The sequence below is a fragment of the Bizionia sediminis genome (genome assembly GCF_042684585.1).
Classification (GTDB): Bacteria; Bacteroidota; Bacteroidia; order Flavobacteriales; family Flavobacteriaceae; genus Algorimicrobium; species Algorimicrobium sediminis.
On sequence record NZ_JBHULS010000003.1, the window covers coordinates 62,768 to 76,228 of the forward strand.

The window sequence follows — 13,461 nt, forward strand, 5'->3', positions numbered from 1 at the left end:
TGAAAATGGCCTTATAAATACCGTTTTAATTCCTTTAAGCTGGTAACTTGTTTTATACTGCCCGTAACTAGTTCTTTGTGGTAATTGAAGCAAATGGCATCCATTCCAAAGTTTAATGCGCCCATAATATCCGCCTCCATATTATCGCCAATCATTAAACTTTCATGCCTCGTGGTGGTGGCCAAATTAAGCGCATAATCAAAAATAATAGGATTGGGTTTTTTTACGCCTGCCATTTCCGAATTTGTTACGGTTTTAAAATAATCCGAGATACGAGATTCTACCAATTTTTTCTGCTGCGCTTCATGAAAACCATTGGTAATAATATGAAGGTTGTAATTGGGTTTTAAATATTCCAAAACCTCCAACGTACCATCAAACAAATGATTAAACGTTGGCAAATACTGAATGTAATCCTGGGCTAAATTATGAATTAAATCATCCGAAACTGGTATTTTTATGGCATCAAAAGTTTCTTTTAAGCGTTTGTAACGCAAAGATGCCTTGTCTATTTGGTTATCTCTGTACAGCTTCCAATAGCGAAGGTTTACAGGCTCGTAAACTTTTAAAAAATCGTTTAAATTAACTGCCACTTGGTGGGTTTCAAAAATTTTTTCAAAAGTTAGGGCCGAATTTTTATCAAAGTCCCACAGGGTATGATCTAAATCGAAAAATATATTGGTAATGCCTTTAAGCTTCATAAGCTGAATCTAATATCATATTAAACAATTCTTTAAAACCGTTCCAGCGTGCTAAATTACTAAATGTGTAATTATGAAAAACAAACACAAAGGATCCGTCCACCTCTTTAACGGCGTTTATGGCACGCTGCAGGGCCTCTTTTTTATCCAGCAGTGACTGGTATTTTAAAAGCGTATAATCCAGAACACAATAAGGTACAATTTTTAAGGGGGTTTGTATTTCAAAATCCAAGTCGTAAAATAAAAATGGCGTACAGGTACCAGCCCTAAATCCAGACTGGTTTACATAGCCCATGGTATAATCTTCCAAAATTTCTAACGCTATTAAATGCCTGTAGGAAACAGGTAAATTTAATTTAGAAAAAGATTGACGAGAAGCCTCCACCGATGTATTTACAATAGACTCCAACCGGGTTTTTTCTTTTTTTAATAGCCCCTTGTTTTCCAGTGCAAAATAAGAAAGTTTTAAGCCAACTTTAGAATAGTCCGCTACTTGTTTTACCAAGCTTATAAAGGCTTTTTTTTGCGCATTTATTCCTTTATCGAAGGTAGAATAATCGCCCACCAAAAAGAAGAAGAAAAACTTTTTTTTATAATTTTTTTGTCGGTTTATAATATACTTAAAAGTATCATCGGGGTCGTGCTTTAGCTGCAGTAACACCATAATACGCGTGTAAAATTGACCTAGCTTTAAACTCACCAAATCTTTTAATAAGCCACCAAATGTTCGTAACATGCCTTTTGCCCTATAACTAAACGCCGAAGGAACATCTATAACAGGCTGTACATTGTAAGCGCGGTTTGGGAACTTAAAGTCGGGATACTGTTTTTGTAATAGTTTTTTAAACTTATAGGCCCAAATATCTACCACAGGTTGCTGTAAAAAGTCATTTTTAAAGGCCAAACTCTCCTCTGGTGTAAAACGGCCGTAAGCATCTTTTACATGCGGAAGGTACTCTTCATACCTACTTAATAAGTAAAAAGTGGCAGCAAACATATCAAAAGGAATGCAACTTTTATCGTTGGTATTAAAAAAACACTTGGTTTCCTCCCAATCGTGTACTTGCACTTCCACATCGGAAAGGCCCTGTTCAAATAACAATTCTTGGCACCTAATGTGTAATTCTTTTCCTAACGGTTGCTTGGTATACGATAACTTTAAGGAAGTATGCGCAATAAAAACCTCAACGCTGCTCGTAAAAGACACGGGTATATTTAAGATTCTGGTAAAAATATGTGAAAAAGCATACCGAACTCTAGGGGTAATTTTATGCGTGTAGACAAGTATCATTAAAGGCTGTTATTATCCGCAAAGCTAAAGTAAGCCTTTTCAGTAACTATTAAATGGTCTAGCACTTTAATATCTAAACTTTGACCTGCTTTTTTTAGTTTTTGCGTTATTAGCCTATCGGATTCGCTAGGTTTTAAGGTTCCGGACGGATGGTTATGTGCCAGTATAATACCAACAGCACCACATTCTAATGCCGTTTTAAGCACCAACCTTACATCTACCAAAGTTCCTGTAATGCCGCCTTTACTTAGTTGCTGCTTTTGTATAATTTTATTGGAATTATTCAAGTAAATAATCCAAAATTCTTCGTGGGGTAGCTCGCCTATAATGGGTTGCATAAGTTCAAAAACAGCTGTGCTAGAAGTGATTTTAGTCTGTTTTGCAGCCTCCTCCCCGCGCCTTCTACGTCCTAATTCCATGGCAGCTAGGATTGTTATGGCTTTGGCTTCGCCAATACCATTAAATGTTGTTAGTTGCTTCAAACTTAATTTCCCCAATTGGTTTAAATTATTATTTACACTAGCTAGAATGCGTTTACACAAATCCAAAGCACTTTCATTTCTGTTCCCCGAACCAATTAAAATTGCCAGCAGTTCTGCATCGCTTAACGCTAATTTGCCCTTATCGCGAAGTTTTTCGCGCGGTTGATCATCTTGAGACCAATTTTTTATGGATAAAGAAGGTTTCTTGTCTGGCATGTGATAAATATACTTATTGTAACTTTTAACTGCAATTATTCATTACATAAATACGCCGTTTCCCTTGTTGGAATTTATACTAATAAAAAGCATTAGTTAGGCGTTGTTTAAGATAGGGCAAGGGATTAAACACCAAATTAAAAGACTATAGCTTTTTAAAAAAAATTCCTGAAACCCTTTTTTTATGAAGAGCTGCCATGTACACCTCAACCTTTAAAAATTTATCACGCTAATCCACCACTAATTTAAGGTGTAAGCAATAAACAGTTAAAGCTTTTAGTAAAACAACTAAATTGAACATACATAAAAATAACCTCAAAATAATTCCAAATTACAATTTACTAAAATGGCTTGGTTACTTGGTTGCACGTAGGTTTCCCTATTTTTATTTTTTAAAGCACCTGTTATTTCAATAATTAATTAAGGCTCTTTTTAATAAGAAATAGTATTTTTGGCACGCTTTTGGTAAATTTTTTAAAAACTACATGTATGTATAAAATTACATTATTATTCATGCTTTTGGCATCTACGCTATCCTCCTTTGCGCAAACGTCTAGGTTAACCATTTTCTCTGAAGATGCCGAACCATTTTACCTCTTTTTAAATAGTATTAGGCAAAATGAATCTGCCGTTGTTAACATTGCCGTAGATTACTTACCAAACGATTATTACGATGTTAAAGTTGTATTTGCAAACCAAAATTTACCGCAAATACAAAAAAAATATTTAGCCACCGTTGATGTGGACGGTGCACATGGCGAATTTGTGTACAAAATAAAAAATGGAAGAAAAGGCAGAAAATTACGATTTTTCTCTTTTACGCCGTTTCAAGCGGTTTTACCACCGCCTAACAATGTGGCGGTAATACCTTTTAACGCGGTGCCATTACCACCTATTCATGTAACCACTCAAACCACCACAACCACAACTACCAACGGAGGTGGCGGTATAAACATAGGAGTTCAAACCCATGCCAATACAATTGGCATGGGTGTTCAGGTAAACACCGGTAACACCAACACCACCACTACACAAACCACTACTACCACTATTAGCACTTTACCTAACAGCACAGTTACAGCAACGCCAGACTGCTATGCCATGTCGGTTACTGATTTTAATGGCGCTTTAAAGGCTATTGAAAATAAATCGTTTTCAGATTCCAAACTAGCGCTAGCAAAACAAATAACAAGAGGGAGTTGTTTAACTGCTGCACAAATTGCTGCAATTACGAAACTTTTCGATTTTGAAAGCACGAAATTAGAATATGCTAAATTTGCCTACGCCTATTGTTATAACCCTGAAAATTACTGGAAAATAAACGAGGCCTTCGATTTTGATTCTTCTACAGAAACGTTAAACCAGTATATTGAATCTTTGGGCTATTAAAACTTACTTAAACGAGCTGCGCCGCCACGTCATCAAAATTTAAACCACCATAATTCCCTGAACTCATTAATAACAAGGCTTTGTCCTTAAAATTTTGCGAAAACAAGAAGGTTTTAAAAGCCTCGGGATTGGTGTAAACAATTAAATCCTCACGCTTGAATGCCTGGGCTATTTGCTCTGCCGTTAAGGCGTTTAAGCCTTTAATTTCTAGTGCCTCTGGCGCATAAAACACGACGGCTATATCGGCGGCATTCAAAGCACCTTCGTACTCTTGTAAAAAGTTAGCGTTTAAGCTACTGTAGGTATGTAATTCCAAACAGGCTACTAGGGTTTTGTCCTCATATTGATTTTTTACGGCTTGCGTTGTGGCCAATACTTTACTGGGCGAATGAGCAAAGTCTTTAAACGCTATACTGCTTGCAGCTTCTCCAATTTTTTCTAATCGTTTGCTAGCACCATTAAAAGAGGCGATGGCTTCGTAGAAATCTGTTTCATCTATACCCATATGCTGACAAATCCATTTGGCTCCTGCTAGATTGTTTAGGTTGTGCTTTCCAAAAATTTCAATTGGCAAGGGGCCTTCCGGAGTTTCCAACAGGGTTTCACCAGCTTCAACCGTATAATTTGGTGTATAGTAAGGTAGTTTTCGAATAGGGTTTTCGGAAGCTTCCACAACCCTTACTACCTCCGGATCTTCGGCATTATATGTAATGCTTCCACCGTTTACAATAGCATCTACAAATATTTTAAACTGTTCTACATAATTATCGTAGGTAGGAAACACATTAATATGGTCCCAAGCTATACCACTTAACAAGGCAATATTGGGTTTATATAAGTGAAATTTTGGGCGTCTATCTATGGGCGAGCTTAAGTACTCATCGCCTTCCAACACCATAAAATCGGCGTCGTCTGTAAGTTTCACCATGACATCAAAACCATCTAGTTGGGCGCCAACCATAAAATCCACATCTCTTTCGTGATAATGCATAACATGCAAAATCATGGCGGTTATGGTTGTTTTTCCATGGCTACCACCAATAACAACACGGGTTTTACTTTTAGATTGTTCATATAAAAACTCGGGATAACTATATATTTTAAGCCCCAATTCTTGCGCTTTTAACAACTCCGGATTATCCGCTTTAGCGTGCATACCCAGTATAACGGCATCTATATTCTTGGTAATGGTTTCTGGAAACCAACCATAAGCTTTTGGAAGTAAGCCTTTGGCTTCTAAACGGGCTTTTGAAGGGTTAAAAATAATGTCATCGCTACCTGTTACCTGGTAGCCTTTATTGTGTAATGCCAAAGCTAAATTGTGCATGGCTGCACCACCAATGGCTATAAAATGTACGTTCATAAATACTTTCAGAATAAAAAGTAAAGATACGGATTGGAATTTATTTGAATACCTCCTTTGTTCTTTTTTATTAGAAAAGACACCACTAAAAAGACAGCAAAACGGCAGAAGAAAGCTTAAAAAAATAAATGAAATACCGATTTTCAGAAGCGGTTTTATGCCACGCATGCGATAATTACATCATGATTAAGAAACAATTTGTTTCTTACCAGTAGTTACAACCACCTAAAAACGTTTGCTTCATTTTTTTAATAAGGTTCGTAAATTATTTTAGTAATCCCGTCTGGATTAATTTCTACCAAATTTACACCTTCTTTAAATATGTTGTAAATGCGTCCTGTTTCGTTTACAGTACCTATGTGGTAATTACCATTGCCCAGATTTTCCCATATTATTCCAGAATCAAACAAAGTTTGGTTGCAGGATTCTGGAAAACTATCTGATAGTATTTTGCCGCCATCAACAGTATTATCTGGCTTATAGTCTACAAAAATATGCGGCAGGCAAAGTGGCAAATCAACCGCTTGATTAGATTCATACTTTTCTATAGCCCGCCATTTTCCAATAATTATATCTTCTGATGTCCCTGCATCATCGCTGCTTGAGCAAGCCACTAATAAAAGTGTAGCTAAACTTACTACATAAATAAAATTGTGTTTTTTCATTTGTTACGTTGGGTATTGTTTGGTCTGTTTACGGTTTTTGTACACTGGTCCTTTTGTATTACAGCTTTAATACTAGCTGACGTTCTTTTTTAAATTCCGCAATATCTGGTAAGGCGGCTACCGCCATATTAATATACTTCAAGGCTTCCTGTTTTTGCTTCTGGTGCTTGTAAATTTGCGCCAATCTGTAGTAAGCCCAGGCTTTGGGTACACCATCTGTAACACTGTAGTTAGCCAGATATTTTTTTAAGCAATTTATGCCTTTTTCTAATTGGATGTTATAAGTTGCTGCCACTTTTCCAATTTGATAATTAACCGCGTTTCGGGGATGTTTTTTATTCGAAATCTCGATTGTCTCTATCGCTTTTTCGGGTTGCTTCTGTTTGTCATAAAATTCCGAAAGCGCATCGTAACACGTAATCGAGCCCCCTATGGCAACGGCCTTCTTATAATAACTTTCGGCTAAATTAAAATTTTTATCACTTTCGTAAATAGTACCTTTGGCCAAATAGCCGTCAACTTTAGAGATATTTTCCAGCTCGGAGGCGTAAACCAATGCTTTTTTTACGCTGCCTCCCAAAATACCAGGCAGCTGAATATATAATTCCACTAAAGCCCAACGCACATCAATGTGTTTTGGGTCTAATTCCGCCGCCTTTAAAAAAGCTTCTTTAATATCGTCAATTAAAAGTAGGGCATTTACCTTATTTGCATCCAGCGCCTTCATACCCATAGCGCCGCCATATTTATAGAAAAAATTTGCTTGGGTGTTATCCAAAATGGTTAGTTTTTTATAGGCTTCAATGGCCGCATCCCAATTGGTTTGAAAACTATAGGTATCTCCCAAAAGCTCTAGTGCTTTAAGGTTGTCTGGATTATTTTTAACATAGGGAACAATTAACTCGTTAGCCGCTTTATAATCCTTTTTTTCTAGCAGAAGTGTCACTTGCTCGGTGGTATTTTGAGCCCACGTAATAAGCGGTAAAAACAAACAGAAACATATTTTTTTCATACAAATGGGAATCTTACATATCCGTCAAATATAAACAATCCGTAAATACTTAAACTAAAAAGCAAACAGGAATAAAAATTACAAGTCACTTAAAGGCAACCATTAAAAACGCACGCTGTACGCCACAATTTAGCCATACACAGACTTTTGAAAGCTAACAAATAAAGCTTTTTAGAAAATTTTATGTAACTTACTTAAAGACTCTAATTTACACCCATGAAGTATTTTAACATACTAACCTTTATTGTTTTATTTGTTTTTTCAGCTCATGCACAAAACACTTATAACAGCTACAGCCAACTTTGGTCTCAAATAGAAGAAGCCGATAATAATGGACTTGTAAAAACAGCTTTAGAGCTTGTAACAGTACTTGAACAAAAAGCTATTACAGAACAAAACAATCCGCAGGCAATAAAAGCTTTATTATACAAAAGCAAATACATTTTAATTTTAGAAGAGCATGCGCAACTGCACATTATTACAGACTTTAAAAATAGAATTTCTGAAACAACAAGCCCAACTAAAAACCTTTTACAAAATATGCTAGCCAGTTTATATTGGCAGTATTTTCAGCAAAATCGATGGCTTTATTACGAACGGACACACCTATTACAAAAAGGCAACGAAACCGACTTCAGAACTTGGGATTCGCAAACGATGCTTAATGAAATACAATTGCAGTACCAACTGTCCTTAACAAATAAGCAGGTATTACAAAACACCCCCATTTCAAATTTTGAAGCGATTTTATATGCACAACCAAATGCTACCCAATTTAGGCCAACGCTATACGATTTGCTGGCAAACACGGCTTTAAAATTTTACGAAACAGCCGAAAATAGCATGCACCAACCTTCGTACAAATTTGAAATAAATACACCCCAATTACTACAACCTGCTGCCATATTTATGACCAACCCGCTAACTACAACAGATAGTTTATCCTTGCAGTTTAAAGCATTAAAAATATATCAAGAACGCTTGCTGTTCCACGCTAAAAACAACCACACATTAGCTTTTGCCGATGCTGATATTGCCCGCTTAAAGTATGTAAAAAACCACGCAACATTTCCAGATGCAGACACCTATTTTTTAGAAACTTTACAGAACGCGCGTTTGGCTATAACTACCGAAGCGGCTGGACTGTATGCTTTTGAAATAGCCAAATTATGGCACGAACAAGGTTGGGAATACCAACCAGACACGAACAACAACGTACAATGGCAATTAAAAAAAGCTTATGAGCTATGCCAAGACGTTAAAAGAGATTTCCCGGATAGTTTTGCGGCCAAAAAATGTGAAGCTTTGCAACAGCAAATTAAACAACCAAGTCTTTCTGTAAAAGCAGCAGCTAATATACCTACTCATAAAACCACAAAAATATTAGTAACCCATAAAGAAATAACGCAGGTACATTTCAAAATTTTCAGGCTTACGGAAACCAATTACCACCTATTTAAAAGTTTAAGCGATACAGATAAACAAGCAGCATTTATAAATGGTTTACCGCTTTCCAAAAGCTGGCAAACCACTTTGCTAAATGAGGGCGACTACCAATTGCACAGTTCGGAAATTAGCGTGCCACCGCTACAAAATGGTCGCTACGTATTGGTTGCTACCGCTAAAAAACCTCAAGACATAATAACCCACAAACTCATTCAGGTAAGTAATATAGCGGTGGTAAATAAAACGGAACCCAACCAGCAGATTTTCCAGTTTATAGATAGAACAAATGGGCAACCAATTGCCAATTTACAGGTTACCTTAACGTACTCAACAGATTTTTCTGGTAAAACCAAAAAAAAATCATTTATTACCAATTCCAAAGGCCATATTTTCATTCCAAAAACCAAAACCAATTGGCGAAATATTGAAATTACCGCAAGTTCAAAAACTGAAAAAGCCTCTTTTGGTACCTTTTATATAAGTTCAGAACATCAGACGCCACAAAACATAGCCAGTTCGGAGAGTTTCTTATTTACAGACCGCAGTATTTACAGACTTGGACAAACCGTTTATTTTAAAGGTATTGTAATACAAACATCCAACGGTGCCTCGGCTGTAATACCGCATAAAGAAACGCAGGCTGTCTTATACAACACCCATTCAGAAGAAATTAGTCGGTTAACCTTAAAAACCAACCAGTTTGGGTCGGTAACTGGTCAATTTACACTTCCTAATTCAGGCCTTGCAGGAACTTTCAGAATAACACTAGAGATGAATAATTCCAATTTAAAGCAAGGCCATACATATTTTTCGGTAGAAGACTACAAACGCCCTAAATTTAAAACCATATTTAATCCTGTGTCAGAAACGTATCAAGTTAACGACTCGGTTACTGTAACAGGAACGGCATTAGCCTTTGGTGGCAGCCCTATTACAAATGCCCGAGTAGAATATAGGGTGTACCGCAAAGTACAATTTCCTAACTGGCAAAACTGGTACCGTCCAGCTTATTCCTATAAACAACAAGAAATTACCAACGGTAAAATTAGTACCAATGAAAGCGGTAATTTCGACATTACTTTTAAAGCCATTCCAGATAGTAGCATCGATAAAAAAACACGGCCTGTTTTTAACTACGAAATTATAGCAAATGTAACAGATATTAATGGCGAAACTCAAAGCAGTACGGCCACTGTAAATGTTGGCTATCACGCCATGATGGCTACCATTTCAGTTGCCAACAAATTAAACAAAACAAGTAAAAATGAGCCTATAAGTATTGATACTAGAAATTTAAATGGTGTTTTTGTGCCTGCTACCGGTAAAATTAAAATTTACAAATTACAAGCGCCTAAACAGGTATTACGAAACAGACCTTGGCCAGCCCCCGACTATAAAACACTCCCGGAAACAGAGTTTAAAAACCTATTTCCGTACGAAGCATACTCAAACGAGGCCGATTTAAATTTATGGCCTAAGGGTGCTTTGGTTTTTGAAACCAATTTTAATACCAAAATATCAAAAACCATCGCGCTAGAAGAATTGAAAACATGGCGTACGGGCGCCTATAAAATTGTTTTGGAAAGCACAGATGCGTTTGGCCAAACCGTTACCACCACGGCCAAAACAACAGTATTCAGTCCTACCGCAAGAAAAGTTGCAGACAACCAATTGTTTACAATTACAACCAACAAGAATGCCTACCAACCCGATGACACTGTTTTACTTACCATAGGCTCGGCTGCAAAAAAGTTGAACGTTACTATAGATATTGAAAAGAATGGTGTGCTAATACAGACCTATATAATCAAACTAAAAAACAACAAAAAAACGATAAAAATACCCGTTACAAAGGCTGATTACGGTGGTTTCGCAGTAAAATACAGTTATGCCTTTGCTAATAGTTTTGAGTCTGGGACCGAACTAATTTCAGTACCATACCCAAAAACCGCGCTACAAATTGAAACCAGCACATTCCGCGATAAATTACAACCAGGCACCAATGAAACATGGGCCTTTAAAATTAAGGGGCCGCAAGGCGAAAAAGTAGCTGCTGAAATATTAGCCAGTATGTACGATGCGTCTTTAGATGAATTTAAGCCTCATAAATGGACTTTTAATCCCTTAGAAACACCACTCTATTATTCAAAAACATCCATAAGTGCCTATTATAGTTTCAATATTACAAGTTCACAAGGTGTTACCAAAAATCATTTTGATTTTAAAATTCCACAGCAACCCCATGTTTTCATAAATTGGTTTGGACTGAATTTAATGACCGGATATGGTTTTACACAAAATAATCTGGAACTAGCACCACCAGAAGAAATTTTGGACAGCGAGCCACTCATGTCATCACGAAGTACTTTAGCAGTGGAAGACAATTCAGAAAAGCAACTGAACACAAACAGTACCACCGAAACAACGGTTGAAAACAGCGCTGCTTTACCTGATGTTGTGGTACGTAAACATCTGCAAGAAAACGCTTTCTTCTTCCCTCAATTACAAACAGATAGCACGGGTAGCATCAGTTTTAATTTTACAAGCCCAGAGGCACTTACAAGCTGGAAATTGCAATTGCTAGCTCATACTAAATCTTTAGAAAGCAACGTAAAAACATTAGAAGCGGTTACCCAAAAAGAATTGATGGTAATACCAAATGTTCCGCGTTTTTTACGTCAGGGCGACACTATTCGCCTACAAACAAAAATTGCCAATTTAACGAAAACCAAATTATCAGGCCAGGCGCAACTACTTCTAACCGATGCCATAACCGGAAAAGATATTACGGCAAAACTTCTGTTAGCAGCCCAGGGCCAAACAGCTGGCTCTGAAACATTTTTTGAAGTTGAAGCAAACAATAATACCCAAGTAAGCTGGTTGTTACATATTCCCAAAACGGCAGGGGCTATTCAGTATAAAATAGTAGCCAAATCGGGTACGTATAGCGATGGCGAACAAGCTATATTACCTGTTTTATCCAATCGCCTGCTAGTTACCGAAACCTTACCAATTTGGGCCAACACCAACCAAACGCAAACGTTCGTTTTAAATAAATTAAGACATCATAAATCATCTAGTTTAAAACATCATAAATTAACACTAGAACTAACCACCAACCCAGCCTGGTATGCGGTTCAAGCACTGCCTTATTTAATAGAATATCCATACGAAAGTAATGAGCAAACTTTTAGTCGTTACTACGCAAATGCTTTAGCTAGAAACTTAATAAATAGTAACCCTCGTATAAGGGAGGTATTTAACCAATGGCAACATTCCAACGCGTTAGTATCGGATTTAGAAAAAAACACCGCGTTAAAAAATATCCTCTTACAAGAAACACCTTGGTTGCGAGATGCACAAACTGAAACAGAACAGAAAAAACGCATGGCTTTGTTATTTGATGTGAATAAAACAACCAGCGATTTAAACAATACCTTATCCAAACTAAAACAAAACCAAATGCCGTCTGGTGCTTGGCCTTGGTTTTCGGGAGGTCGCGACAATAGGTTTATGACCCAAAACATAATAGCCGGTTTTGGCCAATTGTACAATTTAAAAGTTATAGATAGTACCAATGAAGCCTTTCAAGTCATTAAACAAGCCTTAACCTATTTAGATGCTGAATTTATTGAATACTACAAGGCTCTGGCAAAAACCAATAAAAACCCCAATGTTGATACCAATCATTTAAGTTACATACAACTCCATTATTTATACACGAGAAGCTTTTTTCCTGAAATTATAAAAGGTAAGGAACTGATGCAAATAACAGATTATTATTTAAATCAGATAGAAAAATATTGGCTATCTCAATCGCTATACGCCAAGGGCTTAATGGCTTTAATTTCAGAACGAATGAAAAAACCTGAAACAGCTAAAAAAATACTACTGTCGTTAAAAGAAACCAGTATCACCCATCCAGAAATGGGAATGTACTGGAAAGAAAATACAGCTTCGTGGCTCTGGCACCAGGCGCCTATTGAAACACAAGCCTTGTTAATTGAAGTATTTACCACCCTAGGCGAAAAAATTCAGACACAAACTCAAAATAATAGCGACATTAACAAACTAAAAGTATGGTTGTTAAAACAAAAACAAACAACCCATTGGTCCAGCACCAAAGCTACAGTTAATGCCGTTTATGCCCTGTTGCTTCAAGGTAATAACTGGGTTTTGAATAACAACCAAGCTACCGTTTTAATAGGCCCTAAAAATACTACCGCAAAGACGTTAGAAATACCAAAAACAGAAGCGGGAACGGGTTACTATAAAACAACATGGGATGCCTTGGAAATAGAACCAGAAATGGCAACCGTTACAATTACCAAAAGCGGTACGGGAATGGCTTGGGGAGCCTTGTACTGGCAATATTTTGAAGATTTAGATAAGATTACTACAGCTAAAACACCCTTACAAATATCTAAAAAACTATATAAAAAAATCTATTCAGATACTGGCGAGGCGTTAACAGAGCTAACAGCAAAAACACCCTTAAAGGTAGGCGATTTAGTTCGGGTACGCATCACTATTCAAAGCGACAGAAATATGGAGTTTATTCATATGAAAGATATGCGGGCTGCAGGATTAGAGCCTGTAAACGTATTGTCCTCGTATAAATGGAAACATGGTTTGGGCTATTATGAAAGCACAAAAGACGCTAGCACAAATTTCTTTTTCGATTATCTCCCAAAAGGAATTTATATATTCGAATACGATTTACGCGTAAATAACGCGGGGCACATGAGCAATGGCATTACCACTATACAGAGTATGTATGCACCAGAATTTACAAGCCATAGTAAAGGAAATCGAATTTTAGCTCATTAAGCCGTGTCTTTAATTGTTCTTTGTCCTGTAAATTATTGGCCTAATCTGTATCTTTACACTATAGTC

General features: G+C 36.8%; 8 protein-coding genes. 2 read left to right on the forward strand and 6 right to left on the reverse strand.

Annotation, left to right across the window (positions count from 1 at the left end):
• Nucleotides 1–11: 11 nt before the first annotated feature.
• From ACFSQP_RS08345 to radC, 3 genes are read right to left on the reverse strand one after another with little or no spacing between them, the layout of a single operon-like run.
• Nucleotides 12–701, reverse strand: a complete 690-nt coding sequence (locus ACFSQP_RS08345) for a YjjG family noncanonical pyrimidine nucleotidase (protein WP_376893346.1) — start codon at nt 699–701, stop codon at nt 12–14.
• On the reverse strand, nt 691–1,992 hold the full coding sequence (locus ACFSQP_RS08350; RefSeq protein WP_376893348.1) for a polysaccharide deacetylase family protein: 1,302 nt from the start codon (nt 1,990–1,992) through the stop codon (nt 691–693). The genes ACFSQP_RS08345 and ACFSQP_RS08350 overlap by 11 nt, the downstream gene beginning before the upstream one ends.
• Nucleotides 1,992–2,690 carry a RadC family protein gene (gene radC / locus ACFSQP_RS08355; protein WP_376893350.1) on the reverse strand — a complete coding sequence of 233 codons (699 nt, stop codon included), beginning with the start codon at nt 2,688–2,690 and terminating at the stop codon, nt 1,992–1,994. Before radC ends, ACFSQP_RS08350 begins: the two co-directional genes overlap by 1 nt.
• Before the next feature lie 489 nt (nt 2,691–3,179).
• Here radC and ACFSQP_RS08360 point away from each other — a divergent pair, with 489 nt between their 5' ends.
• A complete protein-coding gene (locus ACFSQP_RS08360) occupies nt 3,180–4,079 on the forward strand; it encodes a DUF4476 domain-containing protein (protein ID WP_376893352.1) in 900 nt (299 codons plus the stop codon).
• 7 nt (nt 4,080–4,086) lie between these two features.
• Here ACFSQP_RS08360 and ACFSQP_RS08365 read toward each other — a convergent pair whose 3' ends face one another.
• The 3 genes from ACFSQP_RS08365 to ACFSQP_RS08375 all read right to left on the reverse strand — a co-directional run bounded on the left by ACFSQP_RS08365 (nt 4,087) and on the right by ACFSQP_RS08375 (nt 7,119).
• Nucleotides 4,087–5,442 (reverse strand): UDP-N-acetylmuramate--L-alanine ligase, encoded by a 1,356-nt coding sequence (locus tag ACFSQP_RS08365; protein ID WP_376893354.1) that lies wholly within the window; start codon nt 5,440–5,442, stop codon nt 4,087–4,089.
• A gap of 248 nt (nt 5,443–5,690) precedes the next feature.
• The gene (locus ACFSQP_RS08370) at nt 5,691–6,107 is read right to left on the reverse strand and encodes a hypothetical protein (protein WP_376893356.1); all 417 of its coding nucleotides are present in this window, start codon (nt 6,105–6,107) and stop codon (nt 5,691–5,693) included.
• Nucleotides 6,108–6,165: 58 nt separating this feature from the next.
• The gene (locus ACFSQP_RS08375) at nt 6,166–7,119 is read right to left on the reverse strand and encodes a tetratricopeptide repeat protein (protein WP_376893358.1); all 954 of its coding nucleotides are present in this window, start codon (nt 7,117–7,119) and stop codon (nt 6,166–6,168) included.
• A 216-nt stretch (nt 7,120–7,335) separates the two neighbouring features.
• On the opposite strand from ACFSQP_RS08375, the gene ACFSQP_RS08380 reads away from it, so the two are divergent.
• Entirely contained in the window at nt 7,336–13,395 is a 6,060-nt protein-coding gene (locus ACFSQP_RS08380) for an alpha-2-macroglobulin family protein (RefSeq protein ID WP_376893360.1), read from the forward strand.
• The last annotated feature ends 66 nt before the right edge of the window (nt 13,396–13,461 follow it).

Bases quoted from the DNA above. Each gene is read 5' to 3' on its own strand.
- ACFSQP_RS08375 (WP_376893358.1), bottom strand. From the start codon at position 7,119: ATGAAAAAAATATGTTTCTGTTTGTTTTTACCGCTTATTACGTGGGCT.
- ACFSQP_RS08360 (WP_376893352.1), top strand. From the start codon at position 3,180: ATGTATAAAATTACATTATTATTCATGCTTTTGGCATCTACGCTATCC.
- radC (WP_376893350.1), bottom strand. From the start codon at position 2,690: ATGCCAGACAAGAAACCTTCTTTATCCATAAAAAATTGGTCTCAAGAT.
- ACFSQP_RS08370 (WP_376893356.1), bottom strand. From the start codon at position 6,107: ATGAAAAAACACAATTTTATTTATGTAGTAAGTTTAGCTACACTTTTA.
- ACFSQP_RS08350 (WP_376893348.1), bottom strand. From the start codon at position 1,992: ATGATACTTGTCTACACGCATAAAATTACCCCTAGAGTTCGGTATGCT.
- ACFSQP_RS08345 (WP_376893346.1), bottom strand. From the start codon at position 701: ATGAAGCTTAAAGGCATTACCAATATATTTTTCGATTTAGATCATACC.
- ACFSQP_RS08380 (WP_376893360.1), top strand. From the start codon at position 7,336: ATGAAGTATTTTAACATACTAACCTTTATTGTTTTATTTGTTTTTTCA.
- ACFSQP_RS08365 (WP_376893354.1), bottom strand. From the start codon at position 5,442: ATGAACGTACATTTTATAGCCATTGGTGGTGCAGCCATGCACAATTTA.